The 21,511-nt window shown below is 72.2% G+C and carries 14 protein-coding genes and 2 pseudogenes; 3 read left to right on the top strand and 13 right to left on the bottom strand.

The features are described 5' to 3' along the window. Positions 1 to 21: 21 nt before the first annotated feature. Together OFY01_RS27935 and OFY01_RS27930 are read right to left on the bottom strand one after the other, a co-directional pair. A complete protein-coding gene (locus tag OFY01_RS27935) occupies positions 22 to 1,548 on the bottom strand; it encodes an MFS transporter (RefSeq protein WP_266604542.1) in 1,527 nt (508 codons plus the stop codon). 128 nt (positions 1,549 to 1,676) lie between these two features. Beyond that, complete coding sequence (locus tag OFY01_RS27930) at positions 1,677 to 3,506, bottom strand: bifunctional metallophosphatase/5'-nucleotidase (protein WP_266604540.1); 1,830 nt, start codon at positions 3,504 to 3,506, stop codon at positions 1,677 to 1,679. A 316-nt stretch (positions 3,507 to 3,822) separates the two neighbouring features. On the opposite strand from OFY01_RS27930, the gene OFY01_RS27925 reads away from it, so the two are divergent. Continuing rightward, positions 3,823 to 4,572 carry an LppU/SCO3897 family protein gene (locus OFY01_RS27925; protein WP_266604539.1) on the top strand — a complete coding sequence of 250 codons (750 nt, stop codon included), beginning with the start codon at positions 3,823 to 3,825 and terminating at the stop codon, positions 4,570 to 4,572. A 57-nt stretch (positions 4,573 to 4,629) separates the two neighbouring features. Here OFY01_RS27925 and OFY01_RS27920 read toward each other — a convergent pair whose 3' ends face one another. Then, positions 4,630 to 5,373, bottom strand: a complete 744-nt coding sequence (locus OFY01_RS27920; RefSeq protein WP_266604537.1) for a class I SAM-dependent methyltransferase — start codon at positions 5,371 to 5,373, stop codon at positions 4,630 to 4,632. Between the two features lie 191 nt (positions 5,374 to 5,564). On the opposite strand from OFY01_RS27920, the pseudogene OFY01_RS27915 reads away from it, so the two are divergent. Continuing rightward, positions 5,565 to 5,923, top strand: a pseudogene (locus OFY01_RS27915) (VOC family protein). Positions 5,924 to 5,955: 32 nt separating this feature from the next. Here OFY01_RS27915 and OFY01_RS27910 read toward each other — a convergent pair. The 6 genes from OFY01_RS27910 to OFY01_RS27885 all read right to left on the bottom strand — a co-directional run bounded on the left by OFY01_RS27910 (position 5,956) and on the right by OFY01_RS27885 (position 14,211). Then, positions 5,956 to 8,319: a xanthine dehydrogenase family protein molybdopterin-binding subunit gene (locus OFY01_RS27910; protein ID WP_407700439.1), complete on the bottom strand. Its 2,364-nt coding sequence runs from the start codon at positions 8,317 to 8,319 to the stop codon at positions 5,956 to 5,958. Next, entirely contained in the window at positions 8,316 to 10,073 is a 1,758-nt protein-coding gene (locus OFY01_RS27905; RefSeq protein WP_266604535.1) for a 2Fe-2S iron-sulfur cluster-binding protein, read from the bottom strand. Before OFY01_RS27905 ends, OFY01_RS27910 begins: the two co-directional genes overlap by 4 nt. Next, a complete protein-coding gene (locus tag OFY01_RS27900) occupies positions 10,070 to 10,966 on the bottom strand; it encodes an FAD binding domain-containing protein (protein ID WP_266604534.1) in 897 nt (298 codons plus the stop codon). The genes OFY01_RS27905 and OFY01_RS27900 overlap by 4 nt, the downstream gene beginning before the upstream one ends. Before the next feature lie 383 nt (positions 10,967 to 11,349). Next, complete coding sequence (locus OFY01_RS27895; protein WP_266604533.1) at positions 11,350 to 13,005, bottom strand: beta-N-acetylhexosaminidase; 1,656 nt, start codon at positions 13,003 to 13,005, stop codon at positions 11,350 to 11,352. A gap of 264 nt (positions 13,006 to 13,269) precedes the next feature. Further along, positions 13,270 to 13,560 carry a DUF3039 domain-containing protein gene (locus OFY01_RS27890; protein ID WP_266604532.1) on the bottom strand — a complete coding sequence of 97 codons (291 nt, stop codon included), beginning with the start codon at positions 13,558 to 13,560 and terminating at the stop codon, positions 13,270 to 13,272. A 24-nt stretch (positions 13,561 to 13,584) separates the two neighbouring features. Then, entirely contained in the window at positions 13,585 to 14,211 is a 627-nt protein-coding gene (locus OFY01_RS27885) for a YqgE/AlgH family protein (protein ID WP_266604531.1), read from the bottom strand. 315 nt (positions 14,212 to 14,526) lie between these two features. On the opposite strand from OFY01_RS27885, the gene murA reads away from it, so the two are divergent. After that, complete coding sequence (murA, locus tag OFY01_RS27880) at positions 14,527 to 15,873, top strand: UDP-N-acetylglucosamine 1-carboxyvinyltransferase (RefSeq protein ID WP_266604529.1); 1,347 nt, start codon at positions 14,527 to 14,529, stop codon at positions 15,871 to 15,873. Positions 15,874 to 16,094: 221 nt separating this feature from the next. Here the strand turns inward: murA and OFY01_RS27875 are convergent, their stop codons facing one another. From OFY01_RS27875 to OFY01_RS27860, 4 genes and pseudogenes are all read right to left on the bottom strand, one after another. Further along, positions 16,095 to 16,376 carry an HU family DNA-binding protein gene (locus tag OFY01_RS27875; RefSeq protein WP_161701580.1) on the bottom strand — a complete coding sequence of 94 codons (282 nt, stop codon included), beginning with the start codon at positions 16,374 to 16,376 and terminating at the stop codon, positions 16,095 to 16,097. 326 nt (positions 16,377 to 16,702) lie between these two features. Then, positions 16,703 to 18,136, bottom strand: coding sequence for an NAD-dependent malic enzyme (locus OFY01_RS27870; protein ID WP_266604525.1), 1,434 nt, complete (start codon positions 18,134 to 18,136; stop codon positions 16,703 to 16,705). Positions 18,137 to 18,590: 454 nt separating this feature from the next. Then, positions 18,591 to 20,918, bottom strand: a complete 2,328-nt coding sequence (locus tag OFY01_RS27865; RefSeq protein ID WP_266604523.1) for a HelD family protein — start codon at positions 20,916 to 20,918, stop codon at positions 18,591 to 18,593. Positions 20,919 to 21,022: 104 nt separating this feature from the next. After that, positions 21,023 to 21,511, bottom strand: a pseudogene (locus OFY01_RS27860) (RNA polymerase subunit sigma); the annotation flags it as partial.

The raw sequence follows: 21,511 nt of genomic DNA, 5'->3' as shown, positions 1-21,511 counted from the left end.
AAAAGGTACCATGAGGTGGGGTCATTTTGATACCATCGCCTTCTTCGGCCCCCGCAACCGCGTAGCCACCCAGGCCCCCACCACCGCCACCCCGGCCATCGGCAGGAACACCACCACGAACGCCCCGGGGTGGGACCCGGCGGCGCCGACCGCCGCCCCGCCGTGCCCCACCGCTCCCCCGCCCATCGCGGCGAACGCGGCGCCGCCCGCGGCGAGCAGCACGGAGTTCGACAGGCCGTCGGAGATCTGCAGGGCGGCGGAGTTGGCGCCCGCCTCCTCCGGCGCCGACAGTTCGAGGAGCAGCACGCTCGTCGACGAGATCACGAGCCCCATCCCCAGGCACCCGAACGCCCACACCACGGCGACGACCCACACCGGTACGGCATGGATCAGCACGCTCGGCGCGGCGGCGATCGCGGCGGCGACGAGCACCATGCCCGCCGTCACCAGCCGCCCCCGGTACACCGCGAGCCGCGGCCGCGACTGCACCCACGACCCGAACGCCCAGGTCGCCCCGCCCGCGGCGAGCGAGAACCCGGCGAGCGTCGGCGACAGGCCCCGCTCGGTGACGAGCATCAGCGGCACGAACGACTCCGCCGAGACGAACGCCCCCGCCGCGACCCCGCGCAGCAGCACCACGGACGGCAGCCCGCGAGCGGCTCGGTAGGTGCCGCGGGGCAGCAGCCCGAGCACGGAGGGGACGAGCAGCGCGGCCCCGGCGGCGCCCGGCAGCAGGGACAGCGGGCGCAGGTCCTGGGCCGCGTACTGGATGAGCCCCGCGCCGAGCGAGATCCCGAACGCCAGCCGGATCCGGCGTCGGTCGAACGCCCCGGCCCCCGCGCCCTCGGGCGGCCCCCCGGCCCGCCGCCGCACCTCGGGGAGGGCGAGGGCGAGCGGAAGAAGCACGAGCACCGGAATGCCGAGGAAGACCCACCGCCATCCGAGGTGCTGGGTCACGGCCCCGGAGGCGAGCGGTCCGACGACCGACGGCACGACCCAGCTCGCCGCGAACGCCGCCATGATCGCGGGCCGCAGCCGTTCGGGATAGGCGCGGCTGACCACCACGTACAGGCCGACGATGACCAGGCCGCCGCCGAGGCCCTGCACGGCGCGGCCCGCGATGAAGACCCACATCGTGCCCGCGGTCCCGGCGATCACGAGCCCGGCGGCGAAGGCGGCGATCCCGGCCCCGACGGGCCCGAGTGGGCCGCGCCGGTCGGCCCACTGCCCGGCGAGCACCATGCCGAAGAGGCTGGTGGTGAAGAAGCCGGAGAAGGCGAAGGCGTACAGCGACAGGCCGTTCAGCTCGCGCGCGGCGACCGGCATCGCGGTCCCGACGGCGGTCGCCTCGAAGGCGATGAGGAAGACGACGCTGACGATGCCGATGCTCAGCGCGCGGTGGGCGGGCCCGAGGACGCCTTCGGGCGCGCGTTCACCTTCGACGGCGGCAGGAACGGAAACGGGAACGGAACCGGAACCGGAACCGGGAACGGAAGCGGGAGCGGGTACGGGCGCGGAGGCGTCCACGTCGTCGTCAAGGGCGGCCATGAGCCCAGAGTAAGGGGCGTAAGAGAGCCTGACGCCTGTCAGGCGACCGTCCGGCCATCGGCCCTTGGCCGTACGACCAAGGGCCGATGGCGGATGCGGGGTGCTACCGGAAGAGCGGATGCGCGGTGCTACGGGAAGACCGGCGTCCCGCCCTGCGTCAGCATCCAGTTGGTGACGGCGAAGTCGGCCGGGTCGAGGCTGCCGGTCGCGGTCACGTAGTCGATCATCAGCTGCCGGATCTCGTCCGTGGAGCTGTACGCGATCTCGGCGTCGGCGATGTGCGGGTAACCGCTGCCGCCGTTGGCGCGGTAGTTGTTGACGGCGACGACGAAGACCTGGTCGTCGGCGACATCGGCGCCCTTGTACTGGAGCTTGCTGATGCGCGAGCCCTCGGCCGCCGCGATGTCGATCTCGTACGAGACCCCGGCCGCGGTGTCGTACATGTAGTCCCACATGCTGTGGTTGTTGGTGAGGGTGGCGGTGTCGACCTTGGTCCCGACGGGCACCTGGGCGTAGTACTTGGCCGCGAACTCCAGGTAGTCCTTGAGCTGGGCACCCGTCAGCTTCTTGCCGTACAGGGTGTTGTCGTAGATGTAGAGCCCGGCGATGTCGCGGATGCTGACGTCCCCGGCGGGGATGTCGGCGGTGCGGCTGAACGGCGCGGCGACGGAGATCAGCGGCAGCGCGGCGTCGGCGGACGACAGGCCGGCGGCCACGTGCTTCATCTGGACGTGGTGGATGAAGTCCATGATCGGCACGTCCTTCCAGCACGCCTCGGCCCCGGACATGTCCTGGGCGCAGGTGCCGACGGCCGTGTTGACGTACTTCACGACGAGGTCGTGGTCGGCCTGTACGAGGGAGACGATCTCGTCGTCCTGGTCGGCGTCGGCGGTGGTGAGGGTGTCGGCGGTGACGGAGTTGACCCGCCACCGGCCGCGCACCAGCTCCAGCTCGAAGTCGAAGACGCTCAGTCGCTTGCCGTAGCAGAACGGCTCGGACAGGACGACGTCCTTGCCGGTCTCGGCGTTGGTGACGGTGTAGGTCGGCACGTCGACGTGCGTGTGGCCGACGAGGATGGCGTCGATCCCGGGCACCTGCTCGGCGACGATGTTCGAGGCGTTCTCGACGTAAGGGAGCGAGTCACCGTACGAGCTGGAGCCGTCGAGGCCGGAGTGGTCGGTGAGGAAGACGACGTCGCAGCCGAGCGAACGCAGCCTGGGAACGTACTTCTTGGCCTGTTCGACGAGTCCGGTGAACCTCATCTTCCCGGAGACGTTGTCCTTGTCCCACAGGGCGATGCCGGGGTTGGTGAGCCCGAGGATGCCGACCTTGACGTGCGGGCCTCCGTGCACGCGCAGGCACTTGACGGTGTAGGGCTCGAAGGCGGGCTTGAGGGTGGTGGCGTCCAGGGCGTTGGCGCCGAGCAGCGGGAAGTCGCACTGCTCCTCGAACTTGCGCAGGACGTCGATGCCGTAGTTGAACTCGTGGTTGCCGAGCGCGGCGGCGTCGTACTTCATCGCGTTCATCGCCAGCGCCATCGGGTGCACGGCGCCCTTGGTGATGGGGTCGACACGGGCGAAGTAGTAGGCGAGCGAGGTGCCTTGGATGATGTCACCGGCGTCCACGAGCAGCACGTTCTCGTGCCCCTTGGCGGCCCGCTGCTGTTCCACGAGCGTGGCGACCTTCGCGATGCCGACGGCGTCGCCCTTGCGGTCCTTGTACACGGCGTCGGTGTAGTAGTCCCAGTTGAGGACGTGACTGTGCAGGTCGGTGGTGCCGAGGATCGAGAAGGTGTACGTGGTCCTCCCGTGCTCGTGCCGTGCGCCGAACTCCTTGCGGCCCGGGGCCTCGCGGCCCGCGGCGGACGCGGTGGCGGCCCCCGCCCCGGACAGCGCGATGGCGGCTCCGGTGGCGGTGACGGCGGACTTGCCGAGGAATTCTCTTCGGGTGGTGGGCATGAGGGCTCCAGGACTTCGGGGGCGGCGACGAGCGAGGCGAAGCGGGTGACGCGAAGAGACGGGTGTCTCGAAGAAGCGGGTGTCTCGAAGAAGCGTGACGCGCGTAGATGCTTTCGTTGATCCGCGAGGTAGCTGAACCAAGAGCAGGCCAGCAGACGGTCAAGAGAGAACAAAGGAGAGGGAGTCCGCGCCCCGGAACCGGGAGCCGACGCGTCCGCGTCCCCTCCTGTGGGCCGCACGGACCGACATGAGGGGCCCTCAAAACACCTGACTACGGGGGTACTTGGTGGCGTCGACGCAGGAAATTCCCATCACCTTGTCCGCGCGGGAGGCCGCCTCCGGCACCGTCCTGGCGATCCCCCTGGCGGACGGCAGGACCGCCCGGCTGCGCGTTCCGCCCGCCAAGGACGGCGCCCTCGTGAGGGCTTACCTGGACGACACGGAGGTCCTGCTGCGCGTGCGCGTGGGCGGGGCCGGCGCGGGGAGGGGCCCGGCGGCCGCGGGGAGCCGGAGCAGCGGCGCCGACTTCCTCAAGGGCTGCCTGCTCCCGCTGGTGGTCGTGGGCCTGGTCATCTGGGGGCTGGTCGCCCTGAGCAGCCACCACGACACCACCACGGCGAGCCCGGCCACGTCGGCGGGCAGCACGGCGACCGGCACCCCCACGGACGACCCGTACGGCTCGCCCGACCCCTACGACTCCGCCGCTTCGGACGGCAGCGACGCCTCGCCCGGCTCCGACAGCACGGACGACCCTTACGTCCCACCGGCCCCGGAGCCCCCGCCGACGAGCGAGGCCCCGGACCCGTACACCAAGGGCACCTGCCTCAACGGCACCCTGCCCCACTCGACGACCGCGCAGAGCGTCAGCGGCGTCCACGAGGTCTCCTGCTCGGCCTCGGACGCCCACTACAAGGTGATTCAGACGTTCCCGTTCACCTCGGACATGGGCCGGTGCAAGGCGAACCCCAGGACCCAGTACGCCTTCTCCTACCGCTACACGATGAACGGCGCGACGATCAACGAGTACGTGTACTGCCTGGTGGGGCTGGGGTCGTACGCCCGTTGAGGATCCCGTCGGGGCTCTCGTCGAGGCTCTCGTCGAGACGGGCGTCGCGGGTCGGGCTCACGCCCGGCAGCGCAGCATCTCCAGCGGCGGGTTGGCGTGGAAGTCGGCCCAGTGGTCGGCGCCGAACTCGCGTACGCCCGCCTCCGACACCGTCAGCGGGACCCAGGTCACATCGCTGAAACCGGCCGCCGTCAGGCACTTCTCGTAGACGTCACGGCGCGGGAGGTTCGCGACGAACGAGACCGGAGGGTCGAGCAGGGCGGTGGTCCTGACCTGCGCGCCGGTCTCGACCGCCACGCCGGTGAGTTCGGTGCGGAACCCGTACTTGTCCGGCGTCGGCCCGTCGAAGCGGTAGTCGGGCGACTGGTTGAGCGCGAAGAGCTCACCGCCGGGCCTCAGGTGCCGGCGCACGTTGCGGCACATGCGTTCCGTGGTGGCGACGTCCGGGGCGTAGTTGAGCAGTTGGACCGCCAGGGCGATGTCGAACCGTCGTCCGAGGTGGCGGAGTTCGGCGACGTCACCCACCTCGTAGCGCACGCCCAACGGCTGCTCCTTCTCCAACTGGTCCGCCACCGCGACCATTTCGCCGGAGATGTCGACGCCCAGCACGTCCGCCGCGCCACGCCGCCTCAACTCCCTGCTGTAGAAGCCGGTTCCGCACGCCAGGTCGAGCACCGACCTGCCGTCGACGTCCCCGACCATGCCCAGGAAGCTGGGCACCACCGCGTACTGTTCCAGCGGCAGGGCCTTGAACCCCTCGTACGCCTCGCCGATCTCGTCGTACTGCTGCTGCCCGCTCATCGTGGCGTCCTCCCGTGTCGTTCCGCGCTGTCGTGTGCTTCGTCCTGCCGGTCGCGACCCCTGGCAGTCTCTCCACATCGCGCCGCGCCGCCGTATTGGCGAATCCCACGAAGAAGCGCCCTCATCAGCCCAGAGACCTACACCCGACGTCCCGATGGTCAACGGCCCACCCGTTCAGTACGGTTCGGCACATGTCGGCCGACGCCGCCGCACACATCCGCATCGCCCGTCCCACACGTGACGGGGTCCATGAGAGGCCCGGCGGGGCCGGTGGGAACTCCCTGTTGATGGTCGGCCGGCACGGGTCGCCTGGCATCTCGAACTCGTCCACAGTGCCGCCGCCCCCGTCGCGCCGCGGCCGACTCCCGAGGACCTGCTCGTCGTCCACCTCGACGAGCCCGTGCCGGATTCCCTGGTGCGCGGGCTTGAGCGGCACGGCGGCGAACGCGTGGCCGCGCACAACCCCTACTGGGACATCTGGGATGTGACCGTCCGGGACCCGGATGGCTACCTGTTGGTGCTGTCCACCCGCTCCTTGGTGAACTCGTGAGGCGTCGTGCGGGAGCGGCCGCGCGGGAGCGGCTATGCCTGACCGGTCGGGGCGGGTTCCGGGAGGGGGTCCGTGACGACCGCCGCCTGCGGGCGGATGGGGAGACGGTTGACCGGGCGGCCCGTCGCCGCGCGGACCGCAGAGGCGATCGCCGCCGGGGAGGCGACCACCGGGACCGCGCTGACCGATTTCGCGCCGAAGGGTGCCACCACGTCCCGCTCCTCCGCGAGTTTGACGATGCGGATGTCCGGGGCGTCCAGGGAGGTGGGCAGGGCGTAGCCCGTCAGGTCGGGGCGGCGGACGACGCCCTTCGGGGTGCGCAGGTTCTCCGTCAGCGCCGCGCCGACGCCCTGGGTGACACCCGCCTCGATCCGGGCCCTCACCTGACCGGGGTTGAGGACCCGGCCCACGTCCTGGGCCACCGCTAGCTCCACCACACGGACCGAGCCGATCTCCACGTCCACGTCCACCACCGCGCGGATCGCGCAGAACGACATGCCCACGAAGGCGTCGCCCTGACCGGCGGCGTCCAGCGGTTCCGTGGGGTGGGGGCGGCACTGGGCCGTGGCCCACAGCTCCTTGCCGTCCATCGCCTCCTCGACGGTGGTCGACAGGACGCCGTCGTACGACGTGATCTTGCCGTCCGCGATCTGGAGGAGTTCCGTGGACATGCCGAACTTGTGGGCCAGCGGCTGGAGGAGCTGCGTGCGGACCATCTTCGCCGCGCGCTCCACCGCACCGCCCGACACCCACGTGTGGCGGCCCCGGCAGCCGGGGCCCGCCGGTGGCTGGTCGGTGTCCACCGGGGCGACGTGGACCTCCTCCACGCCCAGCGTCTCCTGGACGATCTGGCGGGCGAGCGTCGCGAAGCCCTGACCCGTCTCCACGGCCGCGCAGATCACCGTCGCGACGCCGCCCTGGACCTTCACCGTGGCCGTCGACACCTCGTCGGCGCCCTCCGCGCCCAGCATGTGCACCATGCCGATGCCGTAGCCGACGCCCCGGCGCACCGCGGACGGTTCGCCCGCGCCCTCGGGGCCGCCGGGCAGCAGCCAGTCCTCCTCCGGGGTGTCCTTGGGGAGGGGAGGAAGCGGATGGTCCCGTACCGCGTCCAGGAGTTCGGCCACCGGGGCCGGGCAGGTCACCGTCTGACCGGTCGGGAGCAGGTCGCCGGTCGACAGCACGTTGCGCATGCGCACGTCCGCCGGGTCGACGCCGAGCTTCTTGGCGAGCTTGTCCATCTGCGCCTCGTACGCGGCACAGACCTGGAGGGCGCCCTCGCCGCGCACGTGACCGGACGGCGGGTTGTTCGTGCGCACCGCCCAGCCGTCGATCGAGGCGTTGGGCACGACGTACGGGCCGCACGCGAAGGAGACCGCGGCCGCGAGCGCGTCCGACGACGTGTCCGCGTACGCGCCCGCGTCCAGGAGGATCTGCGCCTCCACCTTCACCAGCTTGCCCTCCGCGTCGGCGTGGTGGCGGTAGCGGAGCAGGGTCGGGTGGCGGTGGGCGTGGCCGAGGAAGGACTCCTCGCGCGTCGCCGTCAGTTTCACCGGGCAGCCCGTGTGCAGGGCCAGCAGGCCCAGCGGCAGGTGGAAGCTCGCGTCCTCGCGGTCCGCCGTCGCGCCCGGAACGCCCGTGACGACGACCTTGACCTGCTCCGGCGTCAGGCCGTAGCGGGAGGCCGCGACGTCGCGGTCGCCGTGCGGGTCGGTGGAGGCCATGTAGAGCTCCACCCCGCCGTCGGGGCGTGGCACGGCGAGGCCCGCCTCCGCTCCGATGGGCGCGGGGTCCTGGCGGCCGATGCGGTAGAGGCCCTCGACGACGACCTCACCGGTGGCCTCCGCGTCGCCGTGGCGCAGCGGGATGTGGCGGACCAGGTTGCCGTCGGGGTGCAACGGTTCGGCGGCGAAGGACTGTTCCGGGTCGGTGACCGGGTCGAGCAGCTGGTACTCGACGACGATCGCGGCGGCCGCCATGCGCGCGGTGTCCGGGTGGTCGGCCGCCACCGCCGCGAGCGGCTCGCCGTGGTGGCGTACGACGTCGGAGGCGAACACCGGGCGGTCGGCGCTGCGGTGCCCCCGCAACGGGCCGCCGGGAACGTCCTCGTGCGTGACCACCGCGCGGACGCCGGGCATCTCGCGCGCGTGTGCGGTGTCGATGGAGACCACGCGCGCGTGCGCGTGCGGCGAGCGCAGGACCGCCGCCCAGAGCAGGCCCTCGGCCCACAGGTCGGAGGCGTACGGGAAGGTGCCCTCGGCCTTGGCGCGGGCGTCGGCGGGCGGGAGCGTCGCACCGAGGCCGTGCGGGATCGTCTCCCCTTCGGAGGGGAGGGCGGGCTCGGGGGGTACGGAGAGCCCGGGGGGCGCGGTGGCCTCGGTCGTCCGGTCGCTCACGCCTGGCCTCCGTCCTGGAAGTCTTCGTAGTTCTGCGTCGCCTGGTGCGGAATGCGCGGTTCGGGGACGGGCCCGGCGTGCTGTTCGTGCGGTGCCTGGGGAGCCTGCGGGGTCTGCGGGGCCTGGGGGCCCCCAGGAGCGCCCGTCGTTTCCTCGGCGGCCGCGGCCTCCGCCGCCTGTGCGGACGCCCGGCGCTCGGCCGCCACCTGCCGCACCGCGTCCAGCACCCCTCGGTAGCCGGAGCAGCGGCACAGGTTGCCGCACAGGGCCTGGCGCGCTTCCAGGTCGGACGGGTTCGGGTTGCCCTCCAGCAGGTCGTGGACGGTCATCGCCATGCCCGGCACGCAGAAGCCGCACTGGACGCCACCGCAGGACGTCAGCGCGCGCTGCACGTCCGAGGGCCGGCCGTTGGCGGCCAGGCCCTCGACCGTCCGCACCTCGCTGCCCGCGGTGGTCGCCGCCGGGACCAGACAGGAGGCGACCAGCCGGCCGTCCACCTGGACGTTGCACGCGCCGCACTCACCCTGCGAGCAGCCGTCCTTGGCACCGGCGAGGCCCAGGCGCTCGCGCAGCACGTACAGGAGCGACTCGCCGATCCAGGCGTCCGTGACGGGGCGGTCGGCGCCGTTGACCCGCAGGACGTAGCTGACCAGGGGGTGGTCGTCGTGGAGGGGCGTGGCGGAGGGGGCGGGCGGCTCCTCGGCGGGGGTGTCGGTGACGGCGGGGGTGACAGCGGGGGCGGGAGCGGACGGTTCGGCGTCGGCGGACGGCTCCTGGCCTGGGTCGGCCACCGGTGGCGCGGTGACCGGTTCGGCGGGCAGTTCGGCAGAGGGCTCCGCGGGCTGCTCCGGCAGGCGTTCCACGGGGTGTTCTGGGAGCTGTTCGGTGGCGGGCTCGGGCCGCGGCACGGACTCGCGAACGGGCACGGACTCGTACCCGGGCACGGGCACGGGCTCGGGGGCCGACTCCGGCGCCGCGGTCTCAGGCTCCGGCTGCTCCGGCCGCTCGGGCCGCTCGGGCCGCTCGGGCCGCTCCGGCTCGGCGGCGTCCGGGCCCGCCTCCGCGACGGGTTCCGCCTCCGCGACGGGTTCCGCCTCCGCGACGGGTTCCGCCTCCGCGACGGGTTCCGCCTCCGGCTCGGGCTCCGGTGCCGCCTCCGGCTCGGGGACGGTCTGCTGCGCCCACGCCTCGTTGGCCCACGGCGCGGGGGCGCCTCCGGGCAGCGTGGGGGGCGGGGTGCGCTCGCCCCAGGCGGCCGCCAGCGACGACGACGTGAACTCGCCCGATTCGTCCGGGATTTCACCGTTCGCCACCGGGATCGACCACTGACCGGTGTCGTGCCCCTCGTGCCCCTGCTGGCGGCCGGGGCCGTAGGGCCGCTCACCGGCGCCGTAGGACTGCTCGCTCGCGCCGTAGGGCCGCTCACCGGCGCCGTAGGACTGCTCCGGGTACGGAACCGGCTCCTGGTTCGCCACGGGCCAGCTGACCTGCTCGCCCGCCCCCGTCAGCTCCTGCGGCAGCGCCCACGCTCCGGTCGCCGCCGGGTCGGTGGCGTCGGCGGAGGCGGGGCTCACCGTTATCTGCGGGGGGACGTATCCGTGCCCGGGAGCGGCCAGCGGCGCGTCCTGGAAGCCCTCGGGCGGCAGCTGCACGAAGGCCGTGGCGTCGGAGTCGTACTCGCCTCGCGGCAGCGGCTCCCAGGCGTCGCCGCCCTGCGCGTCCCGCCCCCGCGGGCCGGTGTACTCGTTCGTCACGACAGCGCCCTCCCAAGTGCACGTCGGGCCAGTACGGCGACGGTCCGCCGCAGGTGCAGCACGGCGGGCGGCAGCGTCTCCGACGTGCCGTCCGGCGCCGGTTCGGGGTCCGGGATGCAGGCGGCGGCCACGTACTCGCCGAACGCCCGCACCGCCTCCGGGACGAGCGCGCCGCGCTCGCCGTCCCAGTCGATCAGGGAGGCCACCCACTGCTCCGCCTCCAGAGGGCGCAGCGGCATCGGCGCGATGGCCCCGACGGCGCAGCGCACGCCGCGCCTGGCCGGGTCGAGGACCAGCGCGACCGAGGCGGTGGCCCGGCCGGGTCCCGTGCGGCCCGCCGCCTTGAGGAAGACCTGGGGGGCGTGGAGCAGCGGCACGCGCACATGGCCGATGAGTTCACCGGGGCGCAGCATCTCCATCCCGGCGAGCAGGTGCGAGACGGGGACCTCGCGCCGGGCGCCGCCCGGGCCCGCGATGATCAGCGTGGCCTCAAGTGCGGCGAGGACCGGGAGCGTGTCGTTGGCGGGTGCGGCGGAGGCGATGTTGCCGCCGAGCGTTCCGGCGTTGCGGATCTGGGGCGGGCCCGCCGCGCGCGCCGCGGCCGCGAGCGCCGGGATGAGCGCGGCGAAGTCGGGGCGCCCCACGCGCGCGTGGGTGAGACCGGCGCCGAGCAGGGCGTGCCCGTCCTGGTACTGCCAGCCGCGGATCTCGCTGATCCGGCCGAGGCCGACGAGGGCGGCGGGGCGCAGCTGCCCCGCGTTGACCTGGGCCATGAGGTCGGTGCCGCCCGCGACGGGCACCGCTGCGGGCATGGCGGCGAGCGCTGCGACGGCCTCGTCCAGCGAATCCGGAAGTACCGCGGCCTGGGTGGCCTGCGATGCGTGCGTGGTCAAACCGGCTGCCCCTTCCCGATGTCCGGCCGAGTGCCTCACGGCGGTGGCCGTCCCGCGTGGTCCGCGCGCGATGGCCGTGCCCGCCGATGCGCCTGTTCCGCCGTACGGTACGTGCTGACAGGCCGGACGTGGCAACTCTGGCACATCTTCCCCGGTGCCCGGAGAGCGGGTCCGGTAGGAGGCATTCGCCCGGTTCCACCTGTTGGGCGGCGGATATCACACTGTCTCGCCGCTCAGCACGAATTGGCACTCTTCAGTGACGTATGAGACGACGTGCGAGGCGACGTGGCGGGGTGGTTGCCGGGCGGGCGAGGGGCGCGTGGGGCGGTGGTGCGTGCGCGGGAGGAGCGACGGGCGGGCGGCGTGGGGGGCGCGTTCCGGCCTCACACGTTCGGGGGCAGCCCCTCCTTCGGGCGTCCGATCACCCCTGGGCGCCGCTGCCACGGCAACGGACCGCCCGGTGGCCGGTAGTCGACGCCGAGCGCGTCAAGGCGGCGGTAGTGGGCGGCCATTCGGCGTTCGAAGCCGGCGTAGTCGCGCGCGGCCGGTTCGGGCAGCGTGCTCCACGCCACCTCGCTGAAGGCGGTGAGGCGCGGGTAGGTCTGGTAGTCGACGCGCTGCTCGGTCTCCATGACCTCGGTCCACACGTTGGCCTGGGTGCCGAGCACGTGCCGGGCCTCGGCCTCGGTCAACCGCGGTGGCACGGGCTCGAAGCGGTAGACGTCCTCCAGGGTGCGGACGTAGCCGATCGGCACCGGCTCGTCGTCGCCCGCCGCCTGCCGGTGGTCCAAGTACACCTGCTGCTCGGGGCACATGACGACGTCGTGGCCCGCCCGGGCGGCGGTGACTCCGGCACCGTAGCCGCGCCAGGACGACACGGCGGCGCCGGGCGCGAGGCCGCCCTCAAGGATCTCGTCCCAGCCGATGAGGCGGCGGCCGCGCGCGCTGAGCCAGCTGTCGAAGTGGCGGATGATCCAGGACTGCAGTCCGTCCTCGTCGCCGAGGCCGAGTTCGGCGATGCGCTCCTGTGCCACCTGCGACTTCCGCCACTGGTCCTTGGGGCACTCGTCGCCGCCGATGTGGACGAACCGCGAGGCGGGGGCCGGTGTGACCGGGAAGAGGTCGAGGACCTCCGTCAGGACCTCCTCGTAGAACCGGAGGGTGTTGTCGGTGGGGGCGAGTACGTTCGGGTTGATGCCCCAGGTGTCCCAGACGGGGAGGGAAGACGTGTCGACGACATCGGAGTTGCCGAGTTCGGGGTATGCGGCGATGGCGGCCTGCGAGTGCCCCGGCAGGTCGATCTCGGGCACGACGGCGATGTGCCGGGCGGTGGCGTAGGCGACGATCTCGCGGATGTCGTCCTGGGTGTAGAAGCCGCCGTGCGGCCGCTCGTCCCACAAGGGTGAGGCGCGGTGGCCGAGTTTGGTGCGGGAGCGCCAGGATCCGTCCCGTGTCAGCCTCGGGTGGCTCTTGATCTCCACACGCCAGCCCTGATCGTCCGTCAGATGGAAGTGGAAGACGTTGAGCTTGTGCGCGGCCATGAGGTCGAGGTGGCGCAGCACCCCGCCCTTGGGCATGAAGTGGCGGGCGACGTCGAGCATCATGCCGCGCCAGCGGAAGCGGGGCGCGTCGTGGACCGTGACGTGCGGGACGGTCCAGGCGCGCTCGCGCGGCAGCGGTGCGCGGCGGAAGGCTTCGGGACCCAGGAGCTGACGCAGCGTCTGGGCGCCCCAGAAGACACCGGCCGCGTCGCCGCCCGCGATGGTGACGCCCGCGTCGGTGACGGAGAGCCGGTGGCCCTCGGGCTCCAGGGCGGGGTCGACGAGGAGCCTGATGCCGCCGTCGCCGCCCTGTGGGCCGGGGGCCGCGGCGGGGTCCCGGGGCGGCAGGTCGAGGCCGGTCGCGGCACCGAGCGTGGCCCGCAGCCAGCGCGCGGTGTCCCGGGTGCCCTCCCCCGCGGTGATCCACGTGCTGTCGTCGAACACGTAGGAGCCGTCGCCGTCGCGCGTGAGGTGGCGGGGGGCAGGTATGAGATCCATGGGGTTCATGGGACGGTCGGTCCTTCCACATCGGGGGGCCTGCCCCGCGGCCGGGCAGGCGAAAGACCCTCGGCGCACGTCGTCGCGCGCCGAGGGCCTCAGGGACGGGATGCGTCGGGCTCCGGCGGGCGCGGCCGCTACGACCGCGGCCGCCGCCTCGTCCGCTTCGACCGCTTCGACCGCTTCGACCGCTTCGACCGCGTCGACCTCGTCGACCGCCTCGACCGCCTCGACCGCCTCGACCGCCTCGGGTACTTCTCGCCGCTACTTCTTGCCGCCGCCGTCCTTGCCCTTGTCGTCGCCGCCGGCGCCCATGGACTCGTAGATCTCCTTGCACATGGGGCACACCGGGTACTTCTTCGGGTCGCGGCCGGGCACCCAGACCTTGCCGCAGAGCGCGACGACGGGAGTGCCGTCGAGCGCACTCGCCATGATCTTGTCCTTCTGGACGTAGTGGGCGAAGCGCTCGTGATCGCCGTCACCGTGCGACGTCTGCGGCGTCGGCTCAACGAGGGTTCCCGTACCTGTCCCGCGCTCGGGCTCGAGAGTGCTCATGCATCCCAAGAGTACTTAAGCCCGTCAGTTGAGCGAAGGGTCGTCGGGATACGTCGCCACCATCGCCAGTTCGCTGCGCTGGCGGCGCAGCACCGCACGCCACAGGCCCTCCGGACGGGTGTCCGACACGTCACCCGGCTCGGACTCCACGACATACCAGGCGCCGTCGGTCAGCTCGCGCTCCAGCTGGCCCGGGCCCCAGCCCGAATAACCGGCGAAGATGCGCAGCGAGCCGAGCGCCGCCGCGAGCAGTTCCGGCGGGGTCTCCAGGTCGACGAGGCCGATCGCGCCGTGCACCCGGCGCCAGCCGATGGGTTCGCACGCGCCCTGGTCGTCGGGGGCGGCGGGGCCGCCGACGGCCCGGCCGGCGGCCGGCACGGCGCCGGGGATGACGGCGAGCCCGAGCGCGGAGTCGAGCGACACCGGGCCGCCCTGGAAGACGACGCCCGGCTCACCGGCCAGGTCGCCCCAGCCCTCCAGGATGTCGCCCACGTCCACCGGCGTCGGCCGGTTCAGGACGACGCCGAGCGAGCCCTCCTCGTCGTGGTCGAGGAGCAGCACGACCGCCCGGTCGAAATTCGGGTCCGCGAGGGCGGGAGTGGCCACGAGCAACCGCCCTGTGAGCGAGGACACCTCGGTCATGCCAGACATGATCCCGCATCTTGCCGCCGCGCGGGGAGTCAAGCGCGATACGAGCGCGAGACGGGGGCGGGGAGCGGGTGGTGCGGGGCCGACAGCCGCGAGAACCCAGCTCAGCGCGGCGCGCGGCGGGCGGGACGGGCGGGGAGGACGCGGCGCGACGGGTGTCACCTCGTGTGCCCGGTTCGAAACGTTTCGTGTTGTAGCGAACTCATGACGATCCAGGCCGTCCGCGGACTTCCTGAGCATGGGGAGGCGGCCCTTACTCTGGTTGCTTGCCCCTCCCGGGTGGCTAGCCCCTGTCCGTCTCTTCGGAACGCGAGATTCATGACCGTCACCGGCCTTGACGATGTACTGCTTGTCCACGGCGGAACCCCGCTGGAGGGCGAGATCCGTGTCCGGGGCGCGAAGAACCTCGTGCCCAAGGCCATGGTCGCCGCGCTGCTCGGCAGCGCTCCGAGCCGACTGCGCAATGTTCCCGACATCCGTGACGTACGCGTCGTGCGCGGCCTGCTGCAGCTGCACGGTGTGACGGTCGGTCCCGGCGAGGAGCCGGGCGAGCTGGTGATGGATCCGTCACACGTGGAATCGGCCAACGTGGCCGACATCGACGCGCACGCGGGCTCCTCGCGCATTCCGATCCTGTTGTGCGGCCCGCTCCTGCACCGGCTCGGCCACGCGTTCATCCCGGGCCTCGGCGGCTGCGACATCGGCGGACGGCCCATCGACTTCCACTTCGAGGTGCTGCGCCAGTTCGGCGCGACGATCGAGAAGCGCGCGGACGGCCAGTACCTGGTGGCGCCGCAGCGGCTGCGCGGCACGAAGATCCGGCTGCCGTACCCGTCGGTCGGCGCGACCGAGCAGGTGCTGCTGACCGCCGTGCTGGCCGAGGGCGTCACGGAGCTGTCCAACGCGGCGGTGGAGCCGGAGATCGAGGACCTGATCTGCGTGCTGCAGAAAATGGGCGCGATCATCGCGATGGACACGGACCGGACCATCCGCGTCACCGGTGTCGACAAGCTCGACGGCTACACGCACCGCGCCCTTCCGGACCGCCTGGAGGCGGCGTCCTGGGCGTCGGCGGCGCTGGCCACGCACGGCGACATCTACGTGCGCGGCGCGCAGCAGCGCTCGATGATGACGTTCCTGAACACGTACCGGAAGGTCGGTGGCGCGTTCGAGATCGACGACGAGGGCATCCGCTTCTGGCATCCGGGCGGGCAGCTCAAGTCGATCGCCCTGGAGACGGATGTGCACCCCGGCTTCCAGACGGACTGGCAGCAGCCGCTGGTCGTGGCGCTCACGCAGGCCACGGGCCTTTCGATCGTGCACGAGACGGTGTACGAGTCGCGGCTCGGCTTCACGTCGGCGCTCAACCAGATGGGCGCGCACATCCAGCTGTACCGGGAGTGCCTGGGCGGCTCCCACTGCCGGTTCGGGCAGCGCAACTTCCTGCACTCGGCGGTCGTTTCCGGGCCGACGAAGCTGGAGGGCGCCGACCTTGTCATCCCCGACCTGCGGGGCGGGTTCTCGTACCTGATCGCGGCGCTGGCGGCGCAGGGCACGTCCCGGGTGCACGGGATCGACCTGATCAACCGGGGCTACGAGAACTTCATGGAGAAGCTGGTCGAGCTCGGCGCGAAGGTGGAGCTTCCCGGGAAGGCCCTGGGCTGACGCGTACGTCCGTCCCTCCCGACGCGGTGACGGGGGCCTGCCAGACACGTTCGACGTCGACACGTTCTGGCGGGCCCCCGTCGGCGTATCGACGTGACGACGCATCGGCGTATCGCCCCCCGTCCGCCCTGTGAGCCCCGTGGTCGGCCGGCGCCGGGGCGCAAGGAAAAGGGCGGCCCACCGGAATCTTCCGGTGGGCCGCCCTCACGCTGCCGGCAGGCTTACTTGCCCTTGGCGGCTTCCTTGAGCTTGGAGCCCGCGGAGACCTTCACGCTGTAACCGGCCGGGATGTCGATCGGCTCGCCGGTCTGCGGGTTACGAGCGGTGCGAGCGGCACGGTGGGTGCGCTCGAAGGTCAGGAAGCCGGGGATGGTGACCTTCTCGTCGCCCTTGGCAACGATCTCGCCGACGGTCTCGGCGAACGCGGCCAGCACGGCGTCGGCGTCCTTGCGGGTCACCTCGGCGCGGTCGGCCAGCGCGGCCACCAGCTCACTGCGGTTCATTTTTGTACTCCCGTGTTCTTCTTGCCGTTGAGGCGATGCCACGCGACGGTCAAGCCGCATGTTGGGCAACAGCGAAGCCGATGCTGCCAGGGTCTCGGTCAGGCCCAGGACCCGGGTCCTGCTTCCGGACCCTCGCGCCTTCTGGAGGCGCCCCGCTGGACCAAGTCCTTGGGGGAGCATCCTGCCCCCACCAGCGGCGCGAAAGCCAATCCGGCGCCCGCGAGTCCCCCGCTCGAGCGTAGCCGAGAGCGGGGGCGGGTCGGTGGGCCTGCTTCCCGGACACCCTAGAGGGCCCGCGGGGGCCCGCTTCCGCGACGCGCCGGGCCTCAGGCGCTCGTGGCGCCCGTCACAGAGGCGCCCGCGGCCTTCGCGGCGGTGCTCACGGCACCGGCCACCGCGCCGGCGACCTTGTCGTTGAAGACGCTCGGGATGATGTAGTTCGGGTTGAGCTCGTCCTCGGTGACCACGTCGGCCAGGGCCTTCGCGGCGGCCAGCATCATCTCGGTGTTCACCGTGCGGGACTGGGCGTCCAGGAGGCCGCGGAAGACACCGGGGAAGACCAGTACGTTGTTGATCTGGTTGGGGAAGTCCGAGCGGCCGGTGGCCACCACGGCGGCCGTCTGACGGGCGATCGCCGGGTCGACCTCCGGGTCGGGGTTCGCGAGCGCGAACACGATGGCGCCGTCGGCCATGGCCGCGACGTCCTCGGCGCCGAGCACGTTCGGGGCGGAGACGCCGACGAACACGTCGGCACCGACGACCGCCTCCTTCAGCGTGCCGGTCAGGCCCTCGGGGTTGGTGTTGTCGGCGATCCAGCGCAGCGCCGAGTCCTTGTCGGCGTCCACGAGGTCCTCGCGGTCGGCGTGCACGACGCCGTTGATGTCCGCCACGACGGCGTTCTTGACGCCCGCGGCGATCAGCAGTTTCAGGATGGCGGTACCGGCCGCCCCCGCACCGGACATCACGACGCGGATGTCGCCGATCGACTTGTTGGTCACGCGCAACGCGTTGGTCAGCGCGGCGAGCACGACGATGGCGGTGCCGTGCTGGTCGTCGTGGAAGACCGGGATGTCGAGGGCCTCGCGGAGTCTCGCCTCGATCTCGAAGCAACGCGGCGCGGAGATGTCCTCCAGGTTGATGCCCGCGAAGCCGGGGGCGATCGCCTTGACGATCTCGACGATGGTGTCGGTGTCCTGGGTGTCCAGGCAGATCGGCCACGCGTCGATCCCGGCGAACCGCTTGAACAGGGCCGCCTTGCCCTCCATGACGGGCAGCGCGGCCTTCGGGCCGATGTTGCCCAGGCCGAGCACGGCGGAGCCGTCGGTCACGACCGCAACCGAGTTGCGTTTGATGGTCAGACGGCGGGCGTCCTCGGGGTTCTCCGCGATCGCCATGCACACGCGGGCCACGCCGGGCGTGTAGACCATGGACAGGTCGTCACGGTTGCGGATGGGGTGCTTGGACGCCATCTCGATCTTGCCGCCGAGGTGCATCAGGAACGTACGGTCGGAGACCTTGCCGAGCGTGACGCCCTCGATGCCGCGGAGGTTCTCGACGATCTCCTCGGCGTGCGCGGTCGACGAGGCCGCGATCGTGACGTCGATACGGAGCTTCTCGTGGCCCGAAGCCGTGACGTCGAGACCGGTCACCGAGCCTCCGTGGGACTCGACAGCCGTCGTGAGCTGCGAGACGGACGTCCCCCTCGCTGGCACCTCCAGGCGGACCGTCATCGAGTACGAGACGCTGGGCTCCGTTGCCATGGCCTGACTTCCTCTGCTTTCACCCTGTTGCTGTTGCCGTCCGATCGTCGCACCTACCGCTGAGTACGTGGTAGTCGCACCGGATTGCGAACGTTGTGTTCATCGCTTTTTCGGAAAGTTGTTTCCACCATACGAGAAGTTGGCCTGATCGGGAAGGGCGGCGCTCGATCGGGAGGAAGAAGTGAGGAGGAAGAGGGAGGAGAGAGGAGCGAGAAGCGAGGTGGGGAGGAGCCGGGAGGAGAAGGGGAAGAGGGGAAGAGGGGAAGAGGGGAGCAAACAGCAGGAGGCCCACGTCACCTGGTGACGTGGGCCTCCCACACGCTCATGACACCGACCCGCCATGCTCGCCTCGCGGCAAGTGGTCCCTCTGAGGGACGAAGGTTGGGCCCGGGGGCTTGGATCGGGCCGGTGCCGTCATCAACCGTAACACCGGCTGTCCGTGGCACAAGAGCGCTCAGTCGCGCAGCAGGTCCGGTACCCCTTGCGCGTCCGGTTCGTCGCGCGCCCCGGAGACCACCGTGAGCTGCTGCGTCGCCCGGGTCAGCGCCACATACAGGACACGCAGGCCCGCCGGCGACTCGTCGGCGATCTCCGCGGGCGAGACGACGATCGTGGCGTCGTACTCCAGGCCCTTGGCCTCCAGCGAACCCAGCGCGACCACGCGCTCGCCGAGCCCGGACAGCCAGCGGGCCGCCTCCGCGCGCCGGTTCATCGCCACGACCACGCCCACCGTGCCGTCGACCCGGTCGAGCAGCCGGGCCGCCTCGGCCCGTACGACGTCCGCGAGGGAGTCGCCCGCGACACTGCGGCGCCCCTTGCCCGTCGTCACGAAACGGGGCTCCACGCCCGTCGAGCGGACCGCCGACGGGGACGGCGTGCCGGGCATCGCCAGGGCGAGGACCTTCGCGGCGAGGTCGGCGATCTCGGACGGGTTGCGGTAGTTGACGGTCAGCGTGAAGCGGCGGCGCGGCCTGCTGCCGAGCGCCTCGTCCCGCGCGGCCGCCGCCTCGTCGGGGTCGGACCAGGACGACTGTGCCGGGTCGCCGACGATCGTCCAGGTCGCGTGCCGCCCGCGGCGGCCGACCATCCGCCACTGCATGGGCGTCAGGTCCTGCGCCTCGTCGACGATGACGTGCGTGTACTCGGTCCGCTCCTGGGCGAGGCGTTCGGCGCGCTCGCGCTGCGTCTCCTCGCGCACGGGCATCAGCTCCTCCAGGCCGGTGAGCTGGTCGAGCGGGTCGTACTCGCGCTTCTTGCGCGGGCGGGCCGGGGCGCCGAGGACGGCGTTCAACTCGTCGAGCAGGGCGATGTCGTGGACCGAGAGCGCCTCGCGCCGCAGCGACCTGGCGACCTTGCGGACCTCGCCCGGGTTGAGGACGCGGCGCGCCCAGCGGCCGAGGTTCTTCTCGTCGCCCATCGCCGACAGGACGCCGCGCGGGGTGAGTTCGGGCCACCAGGCGTCCAGGAAGCGGATGAAGTCGTCCTCCGTGGTGATGTCCTCGTCGAAGGACGAGCGCAGCTCCGCGGCGAGCTCGGGATCGTCGTGCCGGTTGCCCGCCCCCGACTGCTCCCACAACGCGTCGAGCAGCAGCTTGCGGGCCCGCGGACGCAGGTGGTTGACGGGGGCGGTGCCGCCGAGGGCGGCCTGGCGGATGCGGCGCAGCTGGTCCGCCTCCAGCTCCAGGCGGCGGCCGAACGCCACGACGCGCAAGCGTTCCGCCGCGGCCCCGGCCGTGCCGCCGGTCGTCGTCTCCAGCGCTCCCCGGGCGGCCTTGCGCAGCACCTTGAGCATGCGGGACGAGCCCTTGACGCGGGCGACGGCGGGGCTGTCGTACTCGGTGGCCTCCACGCCGTCGACGAGCGAGCCCACCGCCCGGATGGCGACCTGGCCCTCCTCGCCCAGCGAGGGCAGCACACCCTCCGTGTACGCGACCAGGAGCGGGGTGGGCGAGACGATCAGGATGCCGCCCGCGTAGCGCCGCCGGTCCTGGTAGAGCAGGTAGGCGGCGCGGTGCAGGGCGACCGCGGTCTTGCCGGTGCCCGGACCGCCCTCGACGTACGTCACGGACGCGGCGGGCGCCCGGATGACCAGGTCCTGCTCGGCCTGGATGGACGAGACGATGTCGCGCATGGAATGGCTGCGGGCCTGGCCGAGCGCGGCCATGAGCGCGCCGTCACCGATGGCGGGCAGCGCCTCGCCGCCCAGGTAGGCGGTCAGTTCGGGGCGCATGAGGTCGTCCTCCACGCCGAGCACCTTGCGGCCCTTGGAGCGGATGACGCGGCGCCGGACCACGCGGCCCGGGTCGACCGGCGTCGAGCGGTAGAACGGGGCCGCGGCCGGGGCCCGCCAGTCGATCACCAGCGGGGCGTAGTCGGCGTCCAGGACGCCGATACGGCCGATGTGCAGCGTCTCGGCGATGTCGGCGGTGTGGTCGGCGCGTACCGCCCCCTCGGCCGGTTCCACGGCCGTGTACGCGCCGTCGGGGCCCTTCTTGCCGTCCTTGCCGAGCAGCAGGTCGATACGGCCGAAGAGGAAGTCCTCGAACTCGTTGTTGAGGCGGTTGAGGTGGATGCCCGCGCGGAAGACCTGGGCGTCGCGCTCGGCCAGCGCGCCGGGCGTGCCGACCTGGCCGCGCTTGGAGGCGTCGTCCATCAGGAACTCCGCCTCGTGGATCTTCTCCTCAAGGCGGCGGTAGACGGCGTCGAGGTGATCCTGTTCGACCGCGATCTCGCGGCTCCGGGCGGAGTCCACCGCTGTTTCGTGCTGAGCCTGAGCGGCCACCGGGTCCCCTTCTGACGTGCTGGGCAGCCGTCAAAGGTACGCGAAAACGCCCCGGTGAGGCCATGGCCCTCCAGCCCGTGGCCCACGTCTTGCGCACATTTTCCTCACGCGTCCACCTCCACCAGGCGCCTTCCGGTGAGCGTCTCGACGTCGAAATGGTCGATCCGGTCGCGCGCGAAGGCGGCGCCTCCGTGCACGTAGAGCGGGTAGCGCGCGCTGTCGTGGCCGTCCTGGGCACCGCCGGGGATGCCGTAGCCGCCGGGCGGGACGGACCAGGTGGCGACGGTCTCACGGGTGCCGTTCTTGCCGACCGCGACGAGTGAGCAGGTCAGCGGGCCCTTGACGTTCTTGAGCTCCAGGACGGTGTGGGTGCCCCACGCCTTGGGCTCCAGGGCGATCGTCGCGGTGACGTGGGTGGTGGCGTCGGTCGCCGTGATCTTCTCGGCGATGTGCCGGAAGGCGGTCTCCTCACTGGTGCCCGAGGCGTACGCCGGCGGGCGGTGCGCGGCATGGCCCCCGCCGCCGTCCGTCACCGCGAGGACCGTGAGCGGGCCGCCGACGAGCAGGGCCGCGGCGGCCGCCGCCAGGCAGAG

Source organism: Streptomyces beihaiensis (assembly GCF_026274175.1).
Taxonomy (GTDB): Bacteria; Actinomycetota; Actinomycetes; order Streptomycetales; family Streptomycetaceae; genus Streptomyces; species Streptomyces beihaiensis.
The sequence above is the reverse complement of the archived record's forward strand: the minus strand, read 5'-3'. Positions and strand labels throughout refer to the sequence as shown.

What these genes read in the sequence shown, in the direction of transcription:
- OFY01_RS27935 (WP_266604542.1), bottom strand. Translation starts at nt 1,548, where the DNA reads ATGGCCGCCCTTGACGACGACGTGGACGCCTCCGCGCCCGTACCCGCT.
- OFY01_RS27930 (WP_266604540.1), bottom strand. Translation starts at nt 3,506, where the DNA reads ATGCCCACCACCCGAAGAGAATTCCTCGGCAAGTCCGCCGTCACCGCC.
- OFY01_RS27920 (WP_266604537.1), bottom strand. Translation starts at nt 5,373, where the DNA reads ATGAGCGGGCAGCAGCAGTACGACGAGATCGGCGAGGCGTACGAGGGG.
- OFY01_RS27895 (WP_266604533.1), bottom strand. Translation starts at nt 13,005, where the DNA reads ATGGATCTCATACCTGCCCCCCGCCACCTCACGCGCGACGGCGACGGC.
- OFY01_RS27890 (WP_266604532.1), bottom strand. Translation starts at nt 13,560, where the DNA reads ATGAGCACTCTCGAGCCCGAGCGCGGGACAGGTACGGGAACCCTCGTT.
- OFY01_RS27885 (WP_266604531.1), bottom strand. Translation starts at nt 14,211, where the DNA reads ATGTCTGGCATGACCGAGGTGTCCTCGCTCACAGGGCGGTTGCTCGTG.
- murA (WP_266604529.1), top strand. Translation starts at nt 14,527, where the DNA reads ATGACCGTCACCGGCCTTGACGATGTACTGCTTGTCCACGGCGGAACC.
- OFY01_RS27875 (WP_161701580.1), bottom strand. Translation starts at nt 16,376, where the DNA reads ATGAACCGCAGTGAGCTGGTGGCCGCGCTGGCCGACCGCGCCGAGGTG.
- OFY01_RS27870 (WP_266604525.1), bottom strand. Translation starts at nt 18,136, where the DNA reads ATGGCAACGGAGCCCAGCGTCTCGTACTCGATGACGGTCCGCCTGGAG.